Origin of the sequence: Algoriphagus sanaruensis, assembly GCF_001593605.1 — a bacterium.
Lineage (GTDB): Bacteria > Bacteroidota > Bacteroidia > Cytophagales > Cyclobacteriaceae > Algoriphagus > Algoriphagus sanaruensis.
Genome location: NZ_CP012836.1, coordinates 775,705 through 800,241 on the forward strand (window position 1 = coordinate 775,705; position 24,537 = coordinate 800,241).

The following is a 24,537-nucleotide window of genomic DNA, read 5'->3' on the forward strand; positions in this document are numbered from 1 at the left end:
AAAAAAAGAATAGCCTGAATTTTTCAACATTCAGGCTATTTAGATTAGTCGTTTTGTTCTGGACTTGGACTTTTTATTTCTTCTTTTTTATCGGGGAAAAATCGATTTTGGAAGATTAGGATAATGAGTACTCCTATAAAAATGGCCGCATCAGCAACATTGAAAATAGGCCAAAGCGCAGTATAACTTCCTCCCCATAAAGGAATCCATTCTGGCACATATCCCTCCCAAATATCGAAGTAGAACATATCTACTACCTGGCCATGAAACCATGGTGTTGGAGCATTATAAGGTGCGTTATCTAACCAAACCCCATAAAAAATGGAATCCACCAAGTTGCCAATCGCACCACCAAGAATCAGTGAAATACATAAGATATAAATCGGATGCTGTTCTTTCTTGATGATATGCGCTAAGTAATATCCAATACCCACCATGGCTACCAAACGGAATGAGGTCAGGATCATTTTTCCGTATTCAGATCCAAGCTCCATCCCAAAGGCCATTCCTGGATTGGTGGTATAATGGAGCTTAAACCAATCACCGAAAATTTGAATCTGTCCAGGGGTACCAAAATCCATTTGGAAATGGACGACCATCTTGACCACTTGGTCTAGAATAATCACCAAAAGAGTAATCCCAAAATAGTTGATGTATTTGTTCATTCCGTTAGGATTAGGCCTTACTTACTTGAACTACCAATTCAAAATCATCCATATCCAGAATAGATCCTTCTCTGAGAGAGGCTGAAGCCAAAGAAACAGCTTGGGTTTCAGATTGGATATAGGATCCGAAAGTAGTCAGTGCCGAAGATACCAACTCGTTTCCTTCATTCACCAGAATCTGGATTTTATCTTGTACTTCCAAGCCCATTTCTTTTCTCAGGTTTTGGATTCGATTGACCAAATCCCTTGCTACTCCTTCTTGCTTGAGTTCATCGGTGAGGGTGACATCCAAGGCTACAGTTACTCCTTGATCGCTAGCAACCGACCAGCCTGGAATATCCTGAGAAGTAATCAATACTTCCTCCAAAAGCAATTCAATGGTTTCCCCATCTACTACTACTGGATATTTGCCTTCTCGCTCGATTTGGGCAATTTGCTCCTGTCCCCAAGCGTTAATTTCAGCCACTACGAAGCGCATTTTTGGTCCCAATTTTTTCCCTAAAACAGGAAGATTTGGTTTTACATTTTTCACCAAAATGCCAGAAGCATCATCCAGATATTCGATTGCTTTGATATTTACTTCCGTCTTGATGAGCTCTTCAACATGCTCGATCTGTGCCTTTGTTTTTGCAGATAAGACAGGGATCAAGATTCGTTGAAGTGGCTGACGCACTTTCAATTTTTCTTTCTTACGTAGCGAATGGACAAGAGATGAAATAGTTTGCGCCAAATCCATGCTTGTCTCAAGTTCCTCATTGATCAGTGAAGCATTTGCAGAGACCCAATCGGTCAAATGAACGGAGGCCTGGCCGCTTTCACTTGCTTCTGTGAGATTCTTGTACATCCAGTCTGCATAGAAAGGAGCAAAGGAAGACATCAATTGAGTCAAGGTTAGCAAGCATTCGTAAAGCGTTTCGTAGGCAGCCTGCTTATCTGGGTTCATATCCCCTCTCCAGAATCGTTTTCTAGCCAATCGGACATACCAGTTGGATAGCTGATCTACGGTAAAGTTCATGATCGCGCGAGTTGCTTTGGTAGCATCGTAGCTGTCCATAGCCTCCTCAACTTCCGCGATTAGCGTCTGAAGTTTTGAGATGATCCACTGATCGAGTTCTGCCCGCTCACTTACTGCTACAGCCTTTGATTTGTCGTAGACAAATGCATCCAAGTTGGCGTAAAGCGCGAAGAAATTGTAGGTATTCTGAAGCGTTCCAAAGAATCGTCTCTGGACCTCTGTAACTCCATCCAGGTTGAATTTGAGGTTGTCCCAAGGATTGGCATTGCTGAGCATGTACCAACGCAATGCATCTGGACCATACTCTTTCAAGGTTTTGAACGGATCGATCGCATTGCCCAAACGCTTGGACATTTTGTTGCCATTTTTATCCAACACCAATCCATTCGCGATTACATTTTTGAAAGCAACACTATCGAAAAGCATCACAGCAAGGGCATGAAGCGTGAAGAACCAACCCCGAGTTTGGTCTACCCCTTCCGCAATGTAATCTGCAGGGTAATTGGCATTGAAGATATCTTGGTTTTCGAATGGATAGTGCCACTGAGCATACGGCATCGCTCCTGAATCAAACCAAACGTCGATCAAGTCAGGCTCGCGGAACATTTTTTCTCCTTTGTCAGAAACCAATATTACATCATCGACATACGGACGGTGCAAGTCAAGGTCTTTTCCTTCGTAAGGAGACTGAGTCATAAAGCCAGCTGCTACTGATTTCTCAATTTCGGCTTGAAGTTCCGCGATGGATCCAATACACTTTTCCTCCGTCCCATCACTGGTTCTCCAGATCGGAAGCGGTGTTCCCCAGAATCGAGACCGGCTGAGGTTCCAATCCACTAGATTTTCCAACCAGTTTCCAAATCGACCAATACCAGTGGCTTCCGGCTTCCAATTGATGGTTTTGTTAAGTTCCACCATTCGGTCCTTGAATGCTGTGGTTTTGATAAACCAACTTTCCAAAGGATAGTACAATACTGGCTTGTCAGTTCTCCAGCAATGAGGATAGCTGTGCTCGTATTTTTCGACCTTGAAGGCCTTGTTTTCATTTTTCAGAATGATGGAAATAATGACATCGGTGTTTTTGTAATCCGCTGCATTTTCATCATCATTCGTATAGTTTTTCACATAGAAATCATTCACACCATATTCTTTATGGGCGGAGATTTCATGCTCTTTCATTTTTGCAGCAAGGTATTCTCCCACTACCGGGAGGAATTTCCCCTGCTTGTCCACTACTGGGATTTCATTTCCCAATTCGTCTTTTACAAAGACACCTGGAACATTGTTTTGCACCAAAGTTCTAAAGTCATCCGCACCAAAAGCCTTCGCTAAGTGTACGATACCTGTACCATCCTCAGTGGTGACATAATCTCCAGCCACCACGGTAAACGCCGGATGAGGCAAGGCCAAACCAGCAATTGGGAAAAGCTGTTCATATTCCCAACCGAGCATGGATTTACCCTTGAATTCCTCAATTACTTCGTAAGGAATCAATTTATCACCCGCTTTGTATTCCTCTAATTTTAACTCAGCAGCTTTCGGATTGAGGTAGGCAGCCATTCGGGCTTTTGCCAAAACCACCACCACAGGCTCGTGGGTATATGGGTTGTAGGTTTTTACTTTGACGTAATCCAAATTCTCCCCAATGGCCAAAGCTGAATTGGAAGGCAAGGTCCAAGGAGTGGTCGTCCAAGCTAAAATATAGGTGTTTTCCTGTCCTTTGACTTTAAACTGCGCTGTGATCGAAGTGTCTTTTACGTCTCGGTAGCAGCCAGGCTGATTAAGTTCGTGAGAAGAAAGCCCAGTACCGGCCGCAGGAGAATAGGGCTGGATGGTATAGCCTTTATACAAAAGACCTTTGTCGTAAAGTTTTCGGAGCAAATGCCACAAAGATTCGATGTAATTCGAATCAAAAGTGATGTAAGGATCGTCCAAATCTACCCAATAGCCGATTTTCTCAGTAAGGTCATCCCACTCATTTTTGAAGCGCATGACCGTTTCCCGGCATTTGCGATTGTATTCTTCAACCGTGATTTTTTTGCCGATATCTTCTTTGGTGATTCCAAGTTCCTTTTCAACTTGAAGTTCAACTGGAAGACCGTGGGTATCCCATCCTCCTTTTCGCTTTACTTGAAAGCCTCTTAAGGTTTTGTATCTACAGAAAATATCCTTCAGCGTCCGTGCCATCACGTGGTGGATGCCCGGAGTACCATTAGCGGAGGGAGGACCTTCAAAAAAGGTGAAGGTTTCCGCACCTTCCCGGTTGGCAATCGACTTTTCGAAGATTTGATTTTCTTTCCAATACTGAAGGACAGATTCCCCGATATGCGGGTAATCCACCTGTTTAAATTCCTGATACGTTTTCACAAGATCCTTTCTTAAGGGCAAGTAGGTGAACAAAACAGGATGGAGTAGTCCCCATCCTGCTCAAAACAAGGCACAAAGATAGTAGAATTGGGCTTTTGGGGGAAAGAAAATGCAAATACCTGTTTGATTTCCTACAGATAGAATCTCCTCTAGATTACCTCATCTTTCAAAGATCCAATCTTATCCGGTTGGATTTTTTCGAATAATCTTCACCACTCGATTGTAAATGATCTCATGCAGATTCCAGGCATAGCCCCCATTGGTATTGACAAACTGCACGACCACCGCATCGATATCGGGATGATATTTGGCGATGCTTTGGTAGCCAGGTACGAGCCCCGTATGCTCATAAACGTAAACTGAGGAGTAGATTTCCTGCTCCTTTTCTGAGAGCAGGGTCCCGTCGATCAAGGCGCGGAGGAAAATCCCCACTTCCTCGGCCGTCGAAATCATCGAGCCTCCTGGATGGATAAAGTCGTTTCCCTTGATATCCAAGGGATAACCTACAAAATATCCGCTCATGAGTTCGTCCTGATTCACTTCGGAAAGCAAACTGTAGGTGCGCTTCAAACCCAAAGGCTCTAAAATCTCAGCCCGAATAAAGTCGTGATGGGAATAGCCCAAAGTCTTGTCCAAGATCTCCCCAATCAGTAGGTAGTTGGTATTGGAGTAGGCATAATCTTCATTAGGAGCAAAATCTGCCGGAAGACCATAAATCAATTCTAGTGCTTCTCGATTTTCCGTAAACGGTTTGTCCCAAGGATAATTTGGCTGGTCTGAATAATTGGGAATGCCTGATCGATGCTGAATAAGCATGCGCAGGGTGATTTGGTCGGAATTCTCGATTTGAGATGCAAGTTCAGGAAGCAATTTGGCCAAGGTATCATCCAAAGAAAGCTGACCATTGGCTACGAGTTTGGTGGCCGCAGCTGCAATGTAGAGCTTGCTAATACTGGCGATTTTGAAAAGTGAGTGAGGATCGGCCGGAATTTTTTTGTCCCGATCTTTCCAGCCTGCTGAATAGAATTGCGGTTCTTTTCCACCCTGATCAACATAGACAATGATGCCGTCCAGCTTGTAATTTAGGGCCATATCTACCTGCTCTTGAATCGTGTCCGGAGTGGGAGAAATCCAAGCCCAAAGGATGAGCCAAGGCACGAAATAAATGGTGCAAGCAATCGAAAATAGCGGGAAGAGGATTTTTACTAATGGAATTCTCTTGGACATGAATTGGAGGTTAACAGAGTAAGGCTGTTTTCGAAATCCAACCTTTGATTAATTGTCGACTAGAGAATCGACTCCAACATTGACCGTTTAAAGGTAGAAGTATGAATGAGGAATGAAAATGATATCTACTTTAAAATAGAAAAAGGAGCTACTTCAATAGCTCCTTTTAAAAAATGCGCTCCATAAAACTCTCAAAAACTCACTTTATAAATTCCTCCCAGTGGACCGGCGATAAAATTGCCTTGCCCATCTGTAGGCGTCTGTAATAGGATGTAAGCATCTCCGTTTTTGTCTACCACCAGCACATTGCCTCTCAGAGTATCATCAATTTCATAGGCTAAAATGGGATAGGTATTCCCATTCCGCTGGTAGGTTTGCTTTATGATAAATTCGCCCGTTTTTACAAAATTTCCAGCTCCTCCAGTTTGAACACCGAAGGTGTATTCATTATCTAGGCTGGCAAACATTCCGATAAAGTTACCATTCAGAAATTCCATCCCTGAAATTTCGGTAGGTTTTCCAGTAGCTGATCGGAAAGATTCCAATTGTCCTGACCAATTCACTAATTCTGAGGCCACCCCATCTTCAATTTGATTGTAATGTAATTCACTCATCTTTTGGTCACGAATGAGACGAAACGTGTTTCCTTCCATAGGAATCAATTCAGAAGCGCGTTTGCTCTGAAAATTCACCACCGTTTGAGCGTCTCCCATTGTGAGATCATAGCTTAGCAAGTCGTAGCCATTTAGCGCTCTCGTCAGATATATCCGGTCATCAGACACATACATACCGGCAAATATTCCCCCCGCATTGACTTTGGTATTCCCAATCATGGTTGAGTTTTTAGCCGAGAGGTTTATTTTGAAAATATTGGTCGGAGCAAAAATCGCGGCCAAGGGACTCTTCACACCATACAAATTTCCTTTCCCGTCTGGAAAAATAGCCTGAGGAATGGTGCTTACTCCAGCAGTTCCGAGTTCTGGGGTATACACCTGATCGTTGGCATCTACGATCAGCTTGCTTGATTTGGAATTTAGGTCAATTTCTACAATTCCGTTTCTTCCGACAGCATAGAGCTTGTGGTTGTCACGATCTATTTCGAAAGTCCAAAATGGGCCATAGGCATTGCTGTTCATGATAACCTCCTCAAAACTCAAGTTGCCCGAAACAACCTCAAAAATCTCATCAATCGGAGGGCCTTCATTGACTGGATCAGCAGTGATAGCGAGTTCGGGTCCTTCTACTGACGGCTTTCCTTTACGGGCTACAGAAATTTTTCCAGACTCAGTTCCTTCTGGAATTTTGAGGCTAATCTTTGTGAGGCTGGAAGAAAGAATTTCCATGACTTTGTCTCCAACTTTTACTTCCAAGAGAGATGCATCGGTGTCAAAGTGCTTTCCTGTAATTGCCACTTCCTCTCCCACCTTTGCGGAAGTTTTGTCGACTGATTCTATCAAAGGCGCGTAGAAGAAAATGGCGCTTTCGGCATTTGCTCCCAATACCGAGAGGTAAAATTTACCATGAGTTCCATTTTCCGGAATACTTACTTTTAGCTCGGTAGCAGTAGAGCTATTTGGTTCGCCGATCACCAATTCTCCCAGTTTGAGTGAATTTTCACTTTTCAAAGCACTGAATCCCGTTCCTTTGATCGTCACCTCGGTACCGGCTGGTCCATATTCAGGGCTGATTGAGGTGATGCTGAGGTTCGAGCTTGGAACGTTGATTTGGGATCTAGGGCGTTGATTTGATTTAAAGTCTTTGATTTTGGCGGTTCCTTTGGAGGTAAACGTGTTTCCTTGGATATCCTTAAAGGTTACTTCCCACTCAAAAGTCATATTTGAGCTATCAATTTTAATCACGATTTTCCCACTTACCGCAAAAAAGGTGTTTTGGGATTTGGAGTATTTGACGTAGGAGGGCGGTGTAACCATAATTTTTTGATTTGCCCCGGATCCTTCTTTTCTGAAGCCATAAGACCCTGATCCCATTACCGCCGGAAATTCTTGGGCAAGTGTAACGGTACCGTCTTTTGCTTCTGCGATAAAAAAGGTCAAGCGTTCACTGTTGGGAAGTTGAATCCCAACTTCAAGAGAGCCTGTCGTTTCTCCTTGATCCAAAAAATAACTGGATTGGATTGCGGACGATTGAATAGTTAGGGTCTGTCCGTCAAGAGTTCCATCTACACTCGATGCAAAAGTATCGATAGGTGTAGGTTCTTCAGGATCTTTCTTGCATCCAGATACTACCAGCAAGAAGACAGCTACTAGGTAGAATAAATTTTTCATGAGATTGTAAGTCGTTGTTGAGGGAGATTATCGTGCGATGTTGATGTCTGTGAATTTGCCATTCGTGATGGATACAGAAGGGCCTCCACCAGTCATTGGGCTAGCTGTAAATGAAAAAGTACCGGATACTTTATTTCCCTCGAGTTGTGTGATGGTCAAGGTTCCTGAGGTGGCGTTGTGAACAACCTGATCCGAGGTCGTCCAAAGTGCCTTTCCGGTTAGATCGAAGTTCCCGGTTCGCTCGGCATCGAGGGTAAATGCCAGATTAGATCGATCAGTTGCCCCGGCACCGATGGCAAATACCGTAAATCCAGCGACTCCGGTAATTCTGCTATTTCCGGATCCTTTCCATGATTTTCCATCCACGGTGGCTTCTACATTGAGTGATCCAGAGGGGATTTCATCCTCCTTGTCAGGACATGCAAAAAGGACAAATGCCAACAGGCCTAAAAGTAGTGATCGTAATTTCATGCGTTTAATGTGTTTAAGATGAAAATTGAAATGAGCATTTAGAAGGCAAGTTGCTCGAAAACCCGGTCTTGCGTAATCCCATTTACTTGGGATTATGTATCCGTGCCAGTGGGTATTTTTTGGCATTTAACTCTGAAAAAATTGCACTTTAATCACTACTCCAATTTGAAATGTTGGGTGGAGCATGTACTTTGAGCATTAAATCTTTTGACTTTGAAGCGAATACTACTACTACCTTTTCTTCTGGCTACTATTTTTTCCACGCGGTATTCTTTGGCTTTTCAAGGAATTCAGCAGGATAGTTTGGAGCAAGTTTTTCAGAATCAAGAACTTTCGGATTCGATCCGGTACCGGGCTATTCAGCAGCTTACATTTTCGATGATCTTCAGTGAAGGGGAAAGAGCAAAAACCAAAATTCAGGAGGTCTTAAATACTGCTGAAATGGAAGTTGGGAGATCGAGAATTTATTTTGAAATCCTCCAAAATCTGGGGATTTACTATGATGTCAATCAGCAGACGGATAGCTCACTGATTATTTTTTCGCAGATTCTTGAAGAAAGTAAAAAGCAGGGGTGGAAGGGGCTCGAGCAACGATCGCTGAACAATTTGGGGATGAACCGACTCAATTCTTCGGATTATCGGGCAGCTATTGAGTATTTTTCACAATCCCTTGAAATCAGCAGAAAGGATCCAGATGCCAAAGAGGCCAATTTTGTCGCCAGTATTTCAAATTTAGGTTTGGCCAATCAGGAATTAGAATTGTATGATCAAGCCATCACCTATCACCAAGAAGCATTGGCTATTCGGGAGCGGCTCAATGATCCAAACGGAATCGCAATTTCTTGTGCAAATTTAGGAATCTGTCATCGGTTAATGGGAAAAGAAAAAGAAGCAGAATCTTATTATCAAAGAGCAATCGAAAATGCTAAAATCGCGGGGAATAAGGTTCTTTTTCACCGTGTTCATGATAATTTGGGTAGTCTTTACATTGGACAAAAAAACTTTGAAAAGGGACTTTTGATGCTTGAGATTGCACTTGATAATTCTGATGGGTTTACGCCTGACCCTAAAATGGAACTCAGTATCACTAGCAATGCAGCTGCTGCTCATATTCATCTAGGACAAACGGACAAAGCATTAGAATTTGCCAATCGTGGACTCCGGATATTGGATGCTAATCCTGATTTGGTGAATTATTCCCTCACTTTAAAAAACACCTTAGCCAAGATTTATTTTCGAAAAGGTGATTTTGAAAAAGGAAATGCCTACCTCGAAGAATATGAGCAACTCAACAAGAAAGTATTTGATCAGGAAAATGTAAAACTGCTCACCGATCTGCAGGTGAAGTACGACTTGGAGAAAAAGGAAAATCAAATTGCCCTCCAAAACGCCGAAATTCTAGAACAGAATGCGACTCTTCAGCGAAATTATTTTGCATTTATCGCTTTAGGACTCTTGCTTATATTAATTGTTGCGGTATTTGTATTCTACCAAAACCGAAACAAACGAAAGCGCCAACTTTTACTAATCGATCGGGAATTGAAAATTAAAGAAGCCTACATTCAAGCCTCGCTCGAATCCCAAGAACAGGAGCGCCGTCGAATGGCCCAGGACCTGCATGATGGCTTTGGGCAATACATTTCTGCGCTTCGGATGTATGTGTCCCAGCTGAAAAGTGATCAGGCTAAGGAGGAACTTAAAAGCGAACTCGTCAGCAGGACCGACTCGGTCTTGGATGAAATGTCAAAAGAAATCAGCAATGTCGTATATGATCTGATGCCCGCGACTCTAATTCGATTTGGATTGATCGCTGCGCTGGAGGATTTGTCTCATCGAATTAATGCAGGACAGAAAGTCAATCTTCAAATTGACGCAGAAGATCTTCCCAACCGCATGGATGAACTTGTCGAAATTAACCTTTTTCGTATCTGCCAGGAGTGGATTAACAATGTGCTTAAATACGCTAAAGCCCAGCATATTTTAGTTACTATTTCGCAGGCTGAAGGATTTGCAAGACTCCAGATACTAGATGATGGTCAAGGGTTTGATTCCGGTGTTTTTCAGCATAGCAAGCGAAATGGATGGAAAAATATCACTACTCGGACAGAATTGCTGAGTGGAAAATTAGAGCTTTTAACTCAGGAAGGTCAGCAAGGCACATCGCTCTCGATTACGTTCCCCTATCTTCATCGAGCCAATTAAACCAAATTTAACCCATGAAAATTTTATTAGTGGACGATCATCGGATTCTCCTGGATGGGCTCAAATTTCTAATTCAAAATCTGGAAGGAATCTCGGAAATCCAGACAGCTCACAGGGTGGAAGACGCACTGGTTTTACTTCAATCAGAGCCTGTGGATTTAATTGTTTCTGATATTTCTATTCCTGAAATGGGAGGAATAGCCTTTGCTCAAAAGGTCAAAAAACAATATCCTCAGACCAAGATCATTTTTCTCAGCATGCATGAAGAGCCTTATCGAGTTAAAGAAGCCTTGTCGATCGGGGTGGAAGGGTATGTATTAAAAAAGTCTGCTCATGAAGAGCTTGTCAAAGCTTTGCGAGAGGTATGCAATGGAGGAATGTATTTCAGCCTAGAAATTCAGAAAATTCTCATTCAACGCATGCGTTTTCCCGAGGATGAGCGAATCCTTACCGATCGTGAAAAAGAGGTGTTGACATTGATTTTTGAAGAATTTTCGAACAAAGAGATCGGAGAAAAACTCCATATTTCCGAGCGAACTGTAGAAACTCATCGGAAGAATATCTACCAAAAAACAAAGACCAACACATTGGTTGGTCTTTTGAAGTTTGCGATAGAAAATAACTTGATTTCAACACTGAATTAATCTTTGGATAGTTCCAAAAAGTTAGATACACCCGTATCAATCATACTTTGCATTACATCCGAAGCAAAATTGACATAAGCATCGTGATCGCAATCAGCAAAGTGGGAAGCAACTTTTTTCTGATCTCCTGAAACCATTACCAGTTGAGAATAGCCTGTTTTGGAGAACATATCAGTTTGGGCTTGGGTGACCTCTTTGATTATTTTGTCTTTAAAAACTCCTTCCGCATAAACCGCTTTTTTTGGTTCCACCTTAGCATGGAAAAGTGGATTACTTCCAATGTCCAGTCCGGACACAAATCGTACTTGAGAAGGAATTCTGGATACTCCGAAATTGGTGATGGATCTATTATTTTCAGTTGGGTCTAGAGAAGGTTCTATTCTGTAGCCAATGGTAGCTTTTACAGAAGTTGAATTGGTCCAGGTTGAAGCATCAGCATCCAACATGACAAAAGGGAATGCAAAATTTACATCTGCGATGAAAGCGTTATCCAGTTCTTTGGAGATTTTAGGAGTAGGATCAACAAATCCACCTCCCATTTTTTCTTTTCCACCCTTGGTCACGGATTTAACAAGATAATCATAACCAATAGGTGTGACCATAATGTATCCTTCGACCTGAGCATCAGAGGAAGCCCCTCCTTCTTTCTTTGTCCAATCAGCATAATACTCGTATTTTTTTGCTTCGTCTGCAGTCATGATTTCATATCCTTGACCTTTCAGTTGACTAACAAAGTTCTGGTAAGCCTCATTGATCAATTTTTGAAAATCAGGTACATCCACACCTTGGATTTGAACCCCCATGGTAGTAGAAGTTCCAGAAGTATAAGTGGTTCGGTTTGCCCGCTCGTTTTTTGATCCGGAAGTTTTTGCAGATGCTTCTTCATAAACTTCGAAGTAGGCGTTAAAACTTCTGATAAATACCTTTTTCGGGGCTTTGGAACCTTGATTTTTCTTGTTGAAACTGGTGACTTTTAGGTCTTTTTCGCTCAAAATTTCTCCTGGAAAAATGCCCAGAAAAAGAAATAGGAAGATTAATAAAATGCTTTTCATAATGGATTTTTGGTTAGGCTTCCAAATCTCCTCAGAATAACAAACGCTAAGAATACCAGAAATTGCGGGTTTCATCTATGTACTGCCACGGAGATAAAATAGGTAAAACCAAAAATCCTTTAAATTGTGCTGATCATTGCGTTAAACCCTCTTTATGTCCAGCTCTAGCTCCATCCACCCCTGTCTTTGGTTTGATCATCAAGCTCCAGAGGCAGTGGAGTTTTACTGCTCTTTATTCCCCGAATCCAGAATTACGGGGAAAAATGAGTTCACTTTTCAATTTGAGCTGATGGGTACCCACATTCAGGCCTTAAATGGTGGGCCAATGTACCAACAGACTCCTGCATGCTCCTACTTTGTCTATTGTGGGGAACAGGCCTCCATTGAAGAATTATATCAGGAGTTGAAAAAAGGAAGACAGGTGATTTTTCCGCTTGATTCTTATCCTTGGAGTTCGAGATATGCTTGGGTTACGGATCGCTTTGGGACCAATTGGCAATTGGATATAGACCCGATTCGTTCTCCACAAAAGATTGTTCCCTGCTTGCTATTTGTGAACGACAAACGGACTCGAGTAAAAGAGGCGATCGAGTTTTACTTTGACGTCTTTTCAAACAGTCGCTCGCTCATGGAGGCCCCCTTACCTGACTCTGAAGATTTATTATTTGCTCAAATCAAACTTGACCAATTTATTTTAAACTTGATGAGCAGTCCAGAATCCCATGATTATGACTTTACGCCTGCTAATTCACTAGTGATTACTTGTCCTTCTCAAGCTGAAATTGATTATTTCTGGGAAAAGCTGGGAGAAGGAGGGCAATTTCAACGATGTGGCTGGTTAAAGGATAGGTTTGGAGTCTCCTGGCAAATTGTACCTGCAGATTTGGGAAAAATACTCGCTGATCCCCAAAACGGGAAAAAATCTATGGAAGCCCTACTTTCCATGGAAAAATTACTGATCGAAAAGCTTAAAAATCCTTTTTAAAAATGGAAAAGACAGAAATAACTATTTCGGCACTGGTGGAAGCGCCTATTCAAAAAGTATGGGACTATTGGACCCAAGGGGAGCATATTCAAGGTTGGAATTTTGCCTCAGAAGATTGGCATTGTCCTGATTCCAACATCGACCTCAGGGTTGGAGGTGAATTTCACTCCACGATGGCTGCCAAAGACGGGAGCTTTAGCTTTGATTTTTGGGGAACCTACCATGAAATAGAACCGCATCGAATTATTCGAAGCACCCTCGGTGATGGACGAAAATTGGAGGTGATTTTTGAATCTCAAGGCGACCAAGTGCTAGTAACTGAAGTTTTTGAGGCAGAAGGACAAAATCCAGTCGAGCTCCAACGTCAAGGTTGGCAGGCCATTTTGAATAATTTCAAAAAATACTGCGAAAAATAATCTTAGAAATTTTCATGAATACCTAACTCGTAATCATATCCATCGTAATATTGCAATAAACAAAATAGCATGGGAGTTACGCAAGTACATTTATATACCGAGGAGCAAAATAAAATGGCTCTGCTCGCTAAAGCGATCGGCCATCCTGCACGTATTGCTATTCTCGAGCATATGATTAAAACCAAATCCTGCATTAATGGAGATTTGGTGCTGGAAATTGGATTGGCTCAGGCTACAATTTCCCAACACTTACGGGAATTAAAGGATGCGGGGATTATTCAGGGAACCATCGATGGCAATCGTGTCAATTATTGTATCAATCCTGAAAACTGGAAGGAAATCTCTTCCCTTTTCCAATCCTTTTTTGATTCCTACTCCAATTGTGCTAGTCCCGCATGCACCTGAATAGAAAAAACGCATTCATCTTAACCTAAAAAACATGGATCAAGAACAAAAATTGAAGGAAGTAGTGCGAGAGCGCTATGGGAAAATCGCTGAGCAAGGAAAAGCTGAAAATGCGGCTTCCTGCTGTGGAGCGACTTCACCTTCCACTAAAGTATATAACATCATGATGGACGATTACTCCGGAACCGATGGGTATTTGGAGGATGCGGATTTGGGGCTGGGCTGTGGCTTACCAACCCAATTTGCTCACATCCAAAAAGGAGACGTAGTGATCGATTTGGGATCTGGCGCTGGAAATGATTGCTTTGTGGCGAGACATGAGACTGGTCCTGAGGGCAAAGTGATCGGAATCGATTTTACCCCAGCGATGATTAAAAAAGCTAGGGCAAACGCCGAAAAGCTCGGTTACAACAATGTCGAGTTTAGAGAAGGTGATATCGACCAAATGCCAGTTAATGATCAGGTCGCCGATGTGGTAGTCAGCAATTGTGTGCTCAATCTGGTACCTAATAAAGAAAAGGTCATCCGTGAAATTTACCGTGTACTGAAGCCTGGAGGACATTTCAGCATTTCAGATATCGTGTTGATTGGAGATTTGCCTGAGGCCTTAAGACAGGATGCAGAAATGTATGCGGGATGTGTGGCAGGTGCGATTCAAAAATCCGATTACTTATCGTTTATTGAACAGGCTGGATTTCAGTCCATTCAAATTCAAAAAGAAAAGATCATCACCTTGCCCGATGATATTTTGGAAAAGTATCTTTCTCAAGAGGAAATTCAGCAATTCTTATCCAAGCAAACTGGGATTTTCAGTATCACCGTGTATGCTGAAAAGCCGGGAGAAAAAATCAAAAAACCGAAACTTAGTCTAGAGCAGTTGCAGTCTTCTTCTTCTTGCGCTCCAGGCTCTGGTTGTTGTTAAAATCAGACTGAAGACCTGTCAGGTTTCTAAAACCTGACAGGTCTTTTTCATTCAAAAAATAGTTAGCCCTCCCCATGAAAAGAAAAACGCTTGATCCCAAATTGGAACAAACTATCAAAATAGCCAATGAACTTCCCATTTCTTCCGACCGCAAAGCCGTTTTAGAGGTTCTGATCCAATACATTCAGAAAAAAGTTGACCAAGGCGAGGAGGTCAATCTCAATTTCATCTGCACGCACAATTCCCGTAGGAGTCAGTTTTCACAGATTTGGGCAAAAACAGCTGCAGATCTATATGGCATTCCGGCAAATTGTTATTCTGGTGGAGTAGAAGTGACGGCCTTTAACGAACGAGCAGTCAATTCCCTGAAGCGGAGTGGGTTTCGGATTTCTTGCAAAGAAAATGGCTCGAATCCGATTTATCTTTTGTCATATTCAGAGAATAGCGAACCGATACTTGCATTTTCAAAACTCTATGATGATCCGATCAACAAAGCCTCTCGATTTGCAGCGGTGATGACCTGTGATCATGCCGATGAAAACTGCCCATTCATCCCTGGTACGGAACAACGGATTCCTGTTCGTTACGAAGATCCCAAGGCTTTTGACGATACTGAACTGGAATCTTCCAAATACGATGAACGTTCTCAGCAAATTGCATCTGAAATGCTTTATGTTTTTTCTCAGGTGAAAAATAAGATTTGAATTTCGAGCAATTTAATTTTCAGCTCAAGGGATAAATGCGGTTGATTTTATCATCGATCTATTCGGTAAAATAATCAGAACCTGACTTTTACTTTCTCAAAATATTAAACTGCTTGATAATCACTTGGCTTAATTTTTGACTCAAAAAATCTCATACCTGAAATGAACCATTTCCCAAGATTTGGCTATTTTCAAACCACTCAATCATTCACAACCAAACACCATTTTTATGACCGAACAACAAAAACAAGCGCTAGAGCAGGCCATTGCTTCTCTGAAGTCCCAACTTACCGGTGACATGTTTGCAGATATGGAAGTACGCGATCAAATCCACAATTTGGAGATGCAACTCAAAGGGGTAAAGCCTATGGATTCTCATTTTGACTGTGTAGGCTGCGGAAGCTAATCTGTACGATTAAGATCTTGACAAGAAAAAAAGAGGCTTTGGCCTCTTTTTTCATTTTTGGGGGAAAAGGTAAAATAGCCCTGCTGAAACCAGCAAGGAAATCGCAATCAGGATGAGAATTGCTAATCTTTCCTGTCTGCAAAACAAGAAAAAAGTGACCTCTCCATTTCTTTTGGAATAAGTCCTCTTGGCTATGGAGGCGACGGCAAATAGGGTGATTCCGAAGACTAGCAGATAAGAAAATATCCACATCATGTGGCAATATTCTATAGGATTGCACAAAATCAAAATTTCCCCCTAAAACTTAACATTGGGATCTTCCAAATATTCAGTTTGGGAAAATTTGAAAGGAATCACCGAAAGCAAATTCAAATTCTGTTTCGCCTTACTACTGCTTTGAATTTATTCCGTTCAAGTGGTTACTTTGTCCCAATTACAAAAATACACTCAGATTGCATCGCTATTTTATTATCTATAAACCTTTCGGTATCCTGTCCCAGTTTACTGGCGAGGAAGAAGGGACTTTAGCTTCAGTAGGAGACTTCCCAAAAGAAGTATATCCTGTGGGGAGACTGGACAAAGACTCCGAAGGCCTTTTGCTTCTCACGGATGATAAATGGCTCAATCATCATCTTCTCAATCCTAGATTTGGACATCAACGTACCTATTTAGCTCAGGTGGAGGGAATCCCGACGCCTGAAGCACTAAAAGAACTTGGAAAAGGGGTGACGATTACGGTCGATGGGAGTCCTTATTCCACGAAACCAGCCATTGCAAAATTAGTGGAACAAGAGCCTGAACTTCCCGAGCGAAACCCTCCAATCCGATACCGAGCTGCCATTCCAACTTCTTGGATTTCCTTGACTTTGATCGAGGGAAAAAATCGCCAGGTTCGTAAGATGACCGCAGCCGTTGGATTCCCAACCTTGAGGCTGGTTAGGTTTTCGATGGAGAAAATTTCGATAGAAGGTTTTCAGGTGGGAGAGATAAGAGAATTTGAACAAGATTGGATCTATCGAAAGTTGGGCTTGACAGGATTTGCAAAAACAAAAAAGAGGTAGCAGTACCCTCTTAAAAAATCCTAAAATCCGATTCAAATCAAGACTTTTCCACTGGAAGGATTTAAGATTGTCCATTGGATCAAATTCCCCTATTTTAGACCCGCTATTGTAGCAGTACTAACACAACACATCCATGCATCAGGAAAAAATCGCCGAAGTCATACAGGAAGTAAAGAAAGTAGTGGTTGGACAGGATAAGATGGTCAATCGATTACTGATTGGTCTGTTTACCAATGGACACATTCTCCTCGAAGGGGTGCCTGGATTGGCTAAGACCCTGACGGTAAATACGCTCGCCAAAGTACTTCATTTAGACTTTAATAGAATCCAGTTCACTCCAGATTTGCTTCCGGCTGATTTGATCGGAACCATGATTTATAATCAGCAGACAGCTTCTTTCGAAGTGAAGAAAGGTCCTATATTCTCAAATCTCATCTTAGCAGATGAGGTTAACCGATCTCCAGCAAAAGTGCAATCGGCCCTATTGGAAGCGATGCAAGAAAAGCAGGTAACCATTGGGGAGACTACCTTTCCATTGGATCGGCCTTTTTTGGTATTGGCCACTCAAAATCCCGTGGATCAGGAAGGAACGTATCCACTTCCTGAGGCGCAAGTGGACCGTTTTATGATGAAGGTTCACATTGATTATCCTTCCAAAGCAGACGAACTTGAAGTCATGCGAAGAATGGCCAATATGTCATTTGACTCTCAAGTAAGACCAATTTTGACCAAGCAGGACATCTTTGATATTCGATCTCAGATCAATGCGGTCAATATTGCAGAGCCTTTGGAGCATTATATTATCGAGTTGGTATTTGCCACCCGATTCCCGCAACAGTACGGACTCAAGGAAGAGGCTAAATACATCATGTTTGGTGTTTCTCCGAGAGCAAGTATCAATTTAAACCTGGCCGCCAAGGCAATTGCCTATTTGGATGGCCGCGATTATGTATTGCCTGAGGATATTAAAGAGATTGCTGAGGACGTCTTGAATCACCGTATTTTGCTGAATTACGAGGCGGAAGCAGATAATGTAGACTCCAGAAAGCTAGTTAGAACCCTATTGGAAAAGGTGCCGATTAACAAGTCGGTAACATTGAAATAACATGAAAAGCTGATTTAAAAGGCTTCTCGGAGGAGAAGCCTTTTTTTATGCCTTTTCTGTTAATCCAATATTAAATTCGGTGTCGATTTTTAAAAAAAGCATAATTCGGTTCATTGTTCTGAGTAAAATTTTTGGGTTCACCTTTGTTCCGTGAAACCACACTACCAACTCTCAACACTATCTCAAATGAATCGAATGAAGAATTTAGCAGCACTACTCTTACTAGTGACTTTCGCATTGACAAGTTGTATTCAAGGCAATGAAAAGCCTGGTGATAATACAGATACAGGTAGCGAACTGCTGATTAACTCCAACATTACCACCAATACTACATGGACTACTGGAAATACCTATGTATTGGGTACCCGAGTTACAGTTGTTTCTGGTGCAACTCTAACCATTCAGCCAGGTGTAATCATTAAAGGTGAAGTAGGAACAGGAGCAAATGCTACCGCGCTAATCATAGCTAGAGGTGCAAAAATCAATGCTCAAGGTACTTCAACCCAACCAATCATTTTCACTTCAGTTGCTGACGAAATCAAGCCAGGTCAAGTCGCATCTCCTAATCTTGAGCCTACTTTGGAAGGTCTTTGGGGAGGTTTGATCATCCTTGGAAAAGCAAAAGGTTCTTTTGCTGGTGATGTAACTGAAATTCAAATTGAAGGTATTCCGGCTTCTGATACCAATGGATTATATGGCGGAAGCGATGATGCTGATAATTCTGGTGTATTGAAATATGTATCTATCCGTCACGGGGGTGCAAATATCGGTGAAGGTAACGAAATCAACGGCCTTACTTTAGGTGCTGTAGGTTCTGGAACAGTAATCGAAAACATCGAAGTAGTCGGTAACCAAGATGATGGAATCGAATGGTTCGGTGGAACTGTTAACGTTAAAAATGTACTTATCTGGAACTCTGGAGATGATGCCTTAGATACCGACCAAGGATGGGCAGGTACTTTGGATAACTTCATCGTATTCTGTGGCGCAAATACTGACCATGCGCTTGAAATCGATGGTCCTGAAGGTTCTTACAATGCAGGTCACACCGTAAAAAATGGTACTGTAAAAGGAAATCCAGCCTCTGAGTTTGGTGACTTTAGAGCCGGTGCTAGAGGTTCTTTCAGCAACATTTATTTCTTCAACTTCCCTGCACCAGCTGACAATAACAACGCAGGAAGAGGTGACCTTTCATTATCTGGAGACGCAACCCTAGCCAACTTCCAATCTGGAATTTTAACATTCTCTAATCTTCAAGCAACCCTCGCAAGTGGCGTGACCCTAACGACAGCGTTCAGAAATGGCACCGATGTACATGCTTCTGAAGTTGCTGCTGGAGCAAACACTGTAGGAGCAAACAAGTCTGCATTTACTGGATGGACTTGGGCTGCTGCTGCTAACCAATTAAGCGATATTAAATAAACAACCAATATCAGGGGGAAAAGATCTTGCAAGGGTCTTTTCTCCCTGAACCTTTAAAAAAGCATTACTCTAATTGCTGTATGAAAAAGAACAAAAAACAATTTGCTGTGAAGCCTCTGTTGATTCTTATCCTGATCATTGCATTTCAATTGCTAACAGGATTTGTGTTTGCACAGAACGGCACATTGAGAGGTACTATCCTTGATGAAAAAACAGGAGAACCTCTATTTGGCGTTTCGGTATTAGTTAAAGAAAACTCAACCGGAGCCATCTCAGACTTTGATGGAAAATTTGAAATCCAAGTCGCCCCAGGAACTTACACCCTGCAAATCAGCTACATTTCCTACTCTACTGTAGAAGTTACCAGCTTGGTCGTAACAGCAGGTGAAGTAACTGTATTGAATGACATTTTAATGAAGGAGGAAGCCTCCGAATTGGAAACGGTAACCGTTTCTGCTGCTGCGATTAAAACTACTGAAGCAGCGCTTTTGGCCGTGAAAAGAAATGCCCCTAACGTGATGGACGGAATCACGGCTTCTACTTTCAGACAAATCGGCGATGGTGATGCGGCTTCGGCTGTAAAGCGCGTGACTGGTGTTTCTATTGAAGGTGGAAAGTATGTATATGTAAGAGGTCTAGGTGATCGATATACCAAGACTGTATTAAATGGCATGGATATTCCAGGTTTGGATCCAGATCGGAACACCATCCAAATGGATATCTTCCCAACCAATGTGATCGACAACATTATGGTGTCTAAGTCATTTTCTGCTGAATTACCTGCTGATTTTACGGGTGGTGTAGTAGACATTGAGACTAAGGATTTCCCTGAAGAAAAGACCATGCGTTTGGGTATTTCTGGAGGAATCAACCCATCTATGCATTTCAATAGTAACTACATCTCTTATCAGGGCGGAAAAACAGATTTTTTAGGTTTTGACAACGGAACTAGAGCGATTCCTACTGGAGGAAGCTCAACAATTCCTCAATTTGGTCAAGTAGTGGGTAATCCTAATGGAGCAAAAGGACAAGAGTATCAGTCAATCCTTTCTAGCTTCAATAAAACATTAGCTCCAACTCAAGGAACAAGCCTAATGGACTTTGGCCTTTCTTTCTCACTCGGTAATCAAATTGCAAGACCAAAGGCAACTTGGGGATATAGCGCTGGTTTGACCTACAAAAACGAGACGGAATTTTACAGAAACGCTGAATATAACCTTTTCGCCAAGCCAATCAGCCAAGGCGAAACAGAGCTCGATCCATTGGAAAGCCAAAGAGGTGATATCGGTTCCAATAATGTTCTTCTTGGTGGAATGGCAGGTATCGCTCTTAAGACAGCAACATCTAAGTACAAACTGAATGTATTGCATTTGCAAAATGGAGAAACAAAGTCTGGTTTGTTTGATTTTGTGAACACCAACCTTGGAGCAAACTTCGAAGCAAAGCAATACAACCTTGAATATTCGCAACGAGCGCTTTCAAGCATCTTGCTTTCAGGTAATCATTTCATCGGTGGAAGAGATTGGGAAATCAACTGGAGATTGGCTCCAACCCGATCTACAATCGAAGATCCAGATGTAAGATTTACCAGATTTAGAATCCCGAATAATACCATCTCCACGGAAGTAGGCTTGCCAACTCGTATCTGGAGAAGTTTGGAAGAATACAATGTGACTGGTAAGTTAGACTTGACTAGAAACTTTGACCTATTTGCTAGAGATGCCAAATTGAAATTTGGTGGAGCTTATACGTTCAAGTTTAGAGATTTCCAAATTCAGAGTTTCCAGTTCCCAACTGGTGACACCCAGTTTGATGGAAATCCAAACAACATCTTGAATCAAGACAACCTTTTCTCTGCTGAAAACAGAAATGGTGTTCGTTACAACCCAGACTTTATCCCTACAAATCCAAACGAATATCAGGGATATGTAACCAATGCAGCTGGATATGCTTCTTTGGAATCAAATCCCACAGAAAAATTAAAAGCAATCATGGGCTTGCGTGTAGAAAAATTCAATCAGTTCTACACTGGAACCAACCAAACCGGAAGCATTAAGTATGATTTGGTAGAAATGCTTGATGACCTTGATTTCTTCCCAACATTAAACTTGGTATACGCGGTAAAAGAAAATCAAAATCTGAGATTCTCTGGATCAAGAACCATCGCAAGACCTTCTTTCAAAGAATTGTCTTATGCGGAAATCCTTGACCCGATTACTGGCCGAACATTTATCGGAGGTCTTTACAAAGAAACCACAAACGGTGGCAATGAAGTAATTTGGGACGGAAACTTAACTTCTACCAGAATCAACAACTTTGATTTGAGATGGGAGGCATTCCAGCAAAGAGGTCAAATGGTTTCTTTGAGCGCGTTCTATAAAACCTTCGACCGACCAATCGAAATCGTTCAATTCTTGGCTGACCCAGGATCTTTCCAAGCTAGAAACGTAGGAAATGGTACCGTAATGGGAGTCGAAGTAGAATTCAGAAAGTCTTTGAGTTTCTTAAGTCCTTCTTTGGAAAAATTCCTTTGGAATACCAACGTAACCGTGACTGAATCTCAAATCAAAATGTCTGAATCTGAATTTAGATCTCGTACGCTTACTGCACGTGAAGGTCAGGAAATTAAAGATACCCGAGATATGGCTGGACAAGCTCCATACATTATCAACACCGGAATTTCATTCAATGACTTTGCAAGAGGCTGGGAAGCTGGCGTATTCTACAACGTACAAGGTGCTACTTTGAACTATGTAGGCTTTGGTAACCGTACAGATACATACTCTGTTCCTTTCCATTCCTTGAATATGAACGTAAACAAGTCTTTTGGTGCTGATGAGCGCGTAAGATTGAACTTTGGTGTACAAAACCTTTTGAACGATAAGCGTGAGTTTGTCTTCAGTTCTTACGGAGCACAAGATCAAATCTTCTCAAGCTTAGCACCAGGAGTAAAGGTGAGCTTTGGGGCTTCCTTCTCTTTCTAAGAATTTTCCAACTACCACAATGATCAAAAGGGCCTCCTTCCGGGAGGTCTTTTTTTATTTATGCTATCCGATCAAACTGGATGTAGAAAGGGATTTTGCTAAATTGAAGGATGACCAATGCCTTATTCATTCAACTTTGGAAAGAAGGAAGAACTCGGTTTGAGAAATTGCTTCCTCAGATTCTTGAAAAGGACCTCAGCAAACGATTAGGTTCAAGTCCCAATTCAGCGGGATTTTTAATTCGACATGTAGCAGAAGTCGAGTTATTGTTTGCCAAAAATGTCTTTGGTCTTTCGGAGGTAAAGGTTTCCGCTAAAACATTGATTGCCGGTAAGGATACCGGAGAATGGACCGATTTGGAGGAATTGGTTCAGCTTTGTTCCCTGTCTAAAGAACTCTTGGAAAGAGCAATTGCAGGGCAAACCAATTGGGAGGAAGTGGTGGTAACCAAGGAATTTGGGAGTAAAACCAGAGCGGAAGCCTTGGGAAGAATCACCACACATACGGCCTACCACGCTGGGCAATTGGCTTTAATCCTCAAATATGGTGTTTAGTCTTTAGGTTAATTTTCGGATAATTTCCTCGTGATCTGGAAAAAGTGAAATCAAGTCTTCGGCTTGAAACAATTCAAAATCCGAAAAATCAAATCCCGGAGCTACCACGCAGGATACCAAGGAATAACTTTCTGATTGGTCGACAGTACTTCCGAAGATTGTTTTACCCGGAACCAAAAAGTAAGGAGAACTACCTGAAGGGCTTACTGGCCCCAATTTCATCATTTGATGTCCCTCTTCTCCGAGCGTATGTATAGTTAGTGGGCTGCCTTCATGCCAAAACCAAAGCTCATCACTTTGGATTCGATGAAAATGAGATACGTCTTCGGAACGCAGCAAGAAGAAAATGGCGGTCATTAAATTTCTTTCCCCATTTTCTTTATTCCGAATGGTATGTGCAGAACGGAAAGTTTCTGAATAAAATCCACCCTCAGGATGAGCTTTGAGTTGGAGGGATTCTATCAGCTCGGAAATGCGGGATTTCACACTCATGCACAATAGATTTTTTCCAAAATAGACACGATTCGTGTGGCTGTATTACCATCCCAGAGTGGAATTCCTTGGTATTGTTTCCAAGTGTTTGCCATGATTTTTTCCAAATAAGGCTTGAGCTTGGCAGGATCTGTTCCTACAAGTTCATTGGTTCCGAGTTGAATCGTTTCGGCTCTTTCTGTATTGTCCCGAAGGGTAACACAAGGCACATTCATGACGGAGGTTTCCTCGGTTATTCCTCCCGAATCGGTAATAACACCTTTGGCATGCTGGACCAAATAGTTGAATTCCAGATAGCTTAATGGCTCGCACATCAGCAGATTAGGTGCAGAAATTCCAAGAGATTGAAGGTTTTTAGCTGTTCTTGGATGCACAGGAAATATGATCGGCAATCCTTGAGATCCTTCTAAAATAGCGTCAATCATCGCTTTGAGTTGATGCTCTTGATCTACATTCGCTGGGCGATGCATGGTCATGACAAAGTAGCCCTGAGGGATTAATTGGTCGAATATTTCCCCTTCAGGTTTTTTGAAATTTGGCATTTGTGCCAAAAGAGTATCGATCATGGTATTGCCTACAAAGTGGATGCGTTCATCCGATACTCCTAAATTTCGGAGGTTGGCATTCGCAATTTCGGAAGTGGTAAAAAAATGATCGGTGATCGAATCAGTAACCATTCGGTTGATTTCTTCAGGCATGCTCAAATCTCCCGAACGAATACCACCTTCTACATGGGCTACATCGATATTCAATTTTTTGGCAGCAATGGAACATGCCAAGGTGCTGGTCACATCTCCTACCACAATGACCAAATTGGGTCTGTTTTCCACTAGTTCACGTTCAAATGCTACCATAATCGCTGCCGTTTGCTCGGCTTGAGTGCCACCACCACCACCCAGGTTGGCATGAGGTTCAGGGATATTTAATTGATCAAAAAAGTCCCCAGACATTTTTTTGTCATAGTGTTGTCCGGTATGAACCAATCGGTAGCTGAGATCAGCACCTTCTAAAATTCTTTTTTGAAGTGCATGGATTATGGGTGCGATTTTCATGAAGTTTGGACGAGCACCTGCGACAATCGTAAAAATGGCCATATTTTCAGCTAATTAATTCTTAGGGCAAAAATAAGGATTCATCCTTGTGATCAGCTGTT

The 24,537-nt window shown here is 42.0% G+C and carries 21 protein-coding genes; 13 read left to right on the forward strand and 8 right to left on the reverse strand.

Features of this window, described 5'->3' with window-relative positions; translation table 11 throughout:
- Window positions 1-44 precede the first annotated feature (44 nt).
- The 5 genes from AO498_RS03410 to AO498_RS03430 form a co-directional block, all read right to left on the reverse strand.
- Window positions 45-665: a lipoprotein signal peptidase gene (locus tag AO498_RS03410; RefSeq protein ID WP_067543775.1), complete on the reverse strand. Its 621-nt coding sequence runs from the start codon at window positions 663-665 to the stop codon at window positions 45-47.
- A 10-nt stretch (window positions 666-675) separates the two neighbouring features.
- Entirely contained in the window at window positions 676-4,047 is a 3,372-nt protein-coding gene (gene ileS, locus AO498_RS03415; RefSeq protein WP_067550223.1) for an isoleucine--tRNA ligase, read from the reverse strand.
- Between the two features lie 180 nt (window positions 4,048-4,227).
- On the reverse strand, window positions 4,228-5,274 hold the full coding sequence (locus AO498_RS03420; RefSeq protein ID WP_067543777.1) for a serine hydrolase domain-containing protein: 1,047 nt from the start codon (window positions 5,272-5,274) through the stop codon (window positions 4,228-4,230).
- Between the two features lie 191 nt (window positions 5,275-5,465).
- Window positions 5,466-7,559 (reverse strand): IPT/TIG domain-containing protein, encoded by a 2,094-nt coding sequence (locus tag AO498_RS03425; RefSeq protein WP_067543779.1) that lies wholly within the window; start codon window positions 7,557-7,559, stop codon window positions 5,466-5,468.
- A 27-nt stretch (window positions 7,560-7,586) separates the two neighbouring features.
- Window positions 7,587-8,030, reverse strand: coding sequence for a DUF6252 domain-containing protein (locus AO498_RS03430; RefSeq protein WP_067543781.1), 444 nt, complete (start codon window positions 8,028-8,030; stop codon window positions 7,587-7,589).
- Between the two features lie 213 nt (window positions 8,031-8,243).
- Here AO498_RS03430 and AO498_RS03435 point away from each other — a divergent pair, with 213 nt between their 5' ends.
- Window positions 8,244-10,232 carry a tetratricopeptide repeat-containing sensor histidine kinase gene (locus AO498_RS03435; protein WP_148660178.1) on the forward strand — a complete coding sequence of 663 codons (1,989 nt, stop codon included), beginning with the start codon at window positions 8,244-8,246 and terminating at the stop codon, window positions 10,230-10,232.
- A 14-nt stretch (window positions 10,233-10,246) separates the two neighbouring features.
- On the forward strand, window positions 10,247-10,876 hold the full coding sequence (locus tag AO498_RS03440; protein WP_067543785.1) for a response regulator: 630 nt from the start codon (window positions 10,247-10,249) through the stop codon (window positions 10,874-10,876).
- Here the strand turns inward: AO498_RS03440 and AO498_RS03445 are convergent.
- Window positions 10,873-11,928 carry a hypothetical protein gene (locus AO498_RS03445; RefSeq protein ID WP_148660179.1) on the reverse strand — a complete coding sequence of 352 codons (1,056 nt, stop codon included), beginning with the start codon at window positions 11,926-11,928 and terminating at the stop codon, window positions 10,873-10,875. The two genes, AO498_RS03440 and AO498_RS03445, sit on opposite strands and share 4 nt — an antisense overlap.
- Window positions 11,929-12,082: 154 nt before the next feature.
- On the opposite strand from AO498_RS03445, the gene AO498_RS03450 reads away from it, so the two are divergent.
- From AO498_RS03450 to AO498_RS03505, 11 genes are all read left to right on the forward strand, one after another.
- Window positions 12,083-12,913 carry a VOC family protein gene (locus AO498_RS03450; protein WP_067543790.1) on the forward strand — a complete coding sequence of 277 codons (831 nt, stop codon included), beginning with the start codon at window positions 12,083-12,085 and terminating at the stop codon, window positions 12,911-12,913.
- Window positions 12,914-12,915: 2 nt separating this feature from the next.
- Entirely contained in the window at window positions 12,916-13,329 is a 414-nt protein-coding gene (locus AO498_RS03455) for an SRPBCC family protein (protein WP_067543792.1), read from the forward strand.
- 69 nt (window positions 13,330-13,398) lie between these two features.
- Window positions 13,399-13,734: an ArsR/SmtB family transcription factor gene (locus AO498_RS03460; RefSeq protein ID WP_067543794.1), complete on the forward strand. Its 336-nt coding sequence runs from the start codon at window positions 13,399-13,401 to the stop codon at window positions 13,732-13,734.
- A gap of 34 nt (window positions 13,735-13,768) precedes the next feature.
- Window positions 13,769-14,656, forward strand: coding sequence for an arsenite methyltransferase (locus AO498_RS03465; protein WP_067543796.1), 888 nt, complete (start codon window positions 13,769-13,771; stop codon window positions 14,654-14,656).
- Between the two features lie 74 nt (window positions 14,657-14,730).
- Window positions 14,731-15,360 carry a low molecular weight phosphatase family protein gene (locus tag AO498_RS03470; RefSeq protein WP_067543797.1) on the forward strand — a complete coding sequence of 210 codons (630 nt, stop codon included), beginning with the start codon at window positions 14,731-14,733 and terminating at the stop codon, window positions 15,358-15,360.
- Window positions 15,361-15,589: 229 nt separating this feature from the next.
- The gene (locus AO498_RS17220; RefSeq protein ID WP_192842567.1) at window positions 15,590-15,766 is read left to right on the forward strand and encodes a hypothetical protein; all 177 of its coding nucleotides are present in this window, start codon (window positions 15,590-15,592) and stop codon (window positions 15,764-15,766) included.
- Window positions 15,767-16,218: 452 nt separating this feature from the next.
- Window positions 16,219-16,827 (forward strand): pseudouridine synthase, encoded by a 609-nt coding sequence (locus AO498_RS03485; RefSeq protein ID WP_067543803.1) that lies wholly within the window; start codon window positions 16,219-16,221, stop codon window positions 16,825-16,827.
- 133 nt (window positions 16,828-16,960) lie between these two features.
- On the forward strand, window positions 16,961-17,932 hold the full coding sequence (locus AO498_RS03490) for an AAA family ATPase (protein ID WP_067543805.1): 972 nt from the start codon (window positions 16,961-16,963) through the stop codon (window positions 17,930-17,932).
- 195 nt (window positions 17,933-18,127) lie between these two features.
- Window positions 18,128-19,354, forward strand: coding sequence for a hypothetical protein (locus AO498_RS03495; protein ID WP_082792282.1), 1,227 nt, complete (start codon window positions 18,128-18,130; stop codon window positions 19,352-19,354).
- An 80-nt stretch (window positions 19,355-19,434) separates the two neighbouring features.
- Window positions 19,435-22,338: a TonB-dependent receptor gene (locus tag AO498_RS03500; RefSeq protein ID WP_067543809.1), complete on the forward strand. Its 2,904-nt coding sequence runs from the start codon at window positions 19,435-19,437 to the stop codon at window positions 22,336-22,338.
- 110 nt (window positions 22,339-22,448) lie between these two features.
- Window positions 22,449-22,892, forward strand: coding sequence for a DinB family protein (locus AO498_RS03505; protein ID WP_067543811.1), 444 nt, complete (start codon window positions 22,449-22,451; stop codon window positions 22,890-22,892).
- A 3-nt stretch (window positions 22,893-22,895) separates the two neighbouring features.
- On the opposite strand, the gene AO498_RS03510 is transcribed toward AO498_RS03505, so the two are convergent.
- A complete protein-coding gene (locus tag AO498_RS03510; RefSeq protein ID WP_067543813.1) occupies window positions 22,896-23,384 on the reverse strand; it encodes a cupin domain-containing protein in 489 nt (162 codons plus the stop codon).
- The gene (gene wecB / locus AO498_RS03515; protein WP_067543815.1) at window positions 23,381-24,478 is read right to left on the reverse strand and encodes a non-hydrolyzing UDP-N-acetylglucosamine 2-epimerase; all 1,098 of its coding nucleotides are present in this window, start codon (window positions 24,476-24,478) and stop codon (window positions 23,381-23,383) included. Before wecB ends, AO498_RS03510 begins: the two co-directional genes overlap by 4 nt.
- Between the last annotated feature and the right edge of the window lie 59 nt (window positions 24,479-24,537).

What these genes read in the sequence shown, in the direction of transcription:
- AO498_RS03410 (WP_067543775.1), bottom strand. Translation starts at nt 665, where the DNA reads ATGAACAAATACATCAACTATTTTGGGATTACTCTTTTGGTGATTATT.
- AO498_RS03420 (WP_067543777.1), bottom strand. Translation starts at nt 5,274, where the DNA reads ATGTCCAAGAGAATTCCATTAGTAAAAATCCTCTTCCCGCTATTTTCG.
- AO498_RS03425 (WP_067543779.1), bottom strand. Translation starts at nt 7,559, where the DNA reads ATGAAAAATTTATTCTACCTAGTAGCTGTCTTCTTGCTGGTAGTATCT.
- AO498_RS03430 (WP_067543781.1), bottom strand. Translation starts at nt 8,030, where the DNA reads ATGAAATTACGATCACTACTTTTAGGCCTGTTGGCATTTGTCCTTTTT.
- AO498_RS03440 (WP_067543785.1), top strand. Translation starts at nt 10,247, where the DNA reads ATGAAAATTTTATTAGTGGACGATCATCGGATTCTCCTGGATGGGCTC.
- AO498_RS03445 (WP_148660179.1), bottom strand. Translation starts at nt 11,928, where the DNA reads ATGAAAAGCATTTTATTAATCTTCCTATTTCTTTTTCTGGGCATTTTT.
- AO498_RS03450 (WP_067543790.1), top strand. Translation starts at nt 12,083, where the DNA reads ATGTCCAGCTCTAGCTCCATCCACCCCTGTCTTTGGTTTGATCATCAA.
- AO498_RS03455 (WP_067543792.1), top strand. Translation starts at nt 12,916, where the DNA reads ATGGAAAAGACAGAAATAACTATTTCGGCACTGGTGGAAGCGCCTATT.
- AO498_RS03460 (WP_067543794.1), top strand. Translation starts at nt 13,399, where the DNA reads ATGGGAGTTACGCAAGTACATTTATATACCGAGGAGCAAAATAAAATG.
- AO498_RS03465 (WP_067543796.1), top strand. Translation starts at nt 13,769, where the DNA reads ATGGATCAAGAACAAAAATTGAAGGAAGTAGTGCGAGAGCGCTATGGG.
- AO498_RS03470 (WP_067543797.1), top strand. Translation starts at nt 14,731, where the DNA reads ATGAAAAGAAAAACGCTTGATCCCAAATTGGAACAAACTATCAAAATA.
- AO498_RS17220 (WP_192842567.1), top strand. Translation starts at nt 15,590, where the DNA reads ATGACCGAACAACAAAAACAAGCGCTAGAGCAGGCCATTGCTTCTCTG.
- AO498_RS03490 (WP_067543805.1), top strand. Translation starts at nt 16,961, where the DNA reads ATGCATCAGGAAAAAATCGCCGAAGTCATACAGGAAGTAAAGAAAGTA.
- AO498_RS03495 (WP_082792282.1), top strand. Translation starts at nt 18,128, where the DNA reads ATGAAGAATTTAGCAGCACTACTCTTACTAGTGACTTTCGCATTGACA.
- AO498_RS03500 (WP_067543809.1), top strand. Translation starts at nt 19,435, where the DNA reads ATGAAAAAGAACAAAAAACAATTTGCTGTGAAGCCTCTGTTGATTCTT.
- AO498_RS03505 (WP_067543811.1), top strand. Translation starts at nt 22,449, where the DNA reads ATGACCAATGCCTTATTCATTCAACTTTGGAAAGAAGGAAGAACTCGG.
- AO498_RS03510 (WP_067543813.1), bottom strand. Translation starts at nt 23,384, where the DNA reads ATGAGTGTGAAATCCCGCATTTCCGAGCTGATAGAATCCCTCCAACTC.
- wecB (WP_067543815.1), bottom strand. Translation starts at nt 24,478, where the DNA reads ATGGCCATTTTTACGATTGTCGCAGGTGCTCGTCCAAACTTCATGAAA.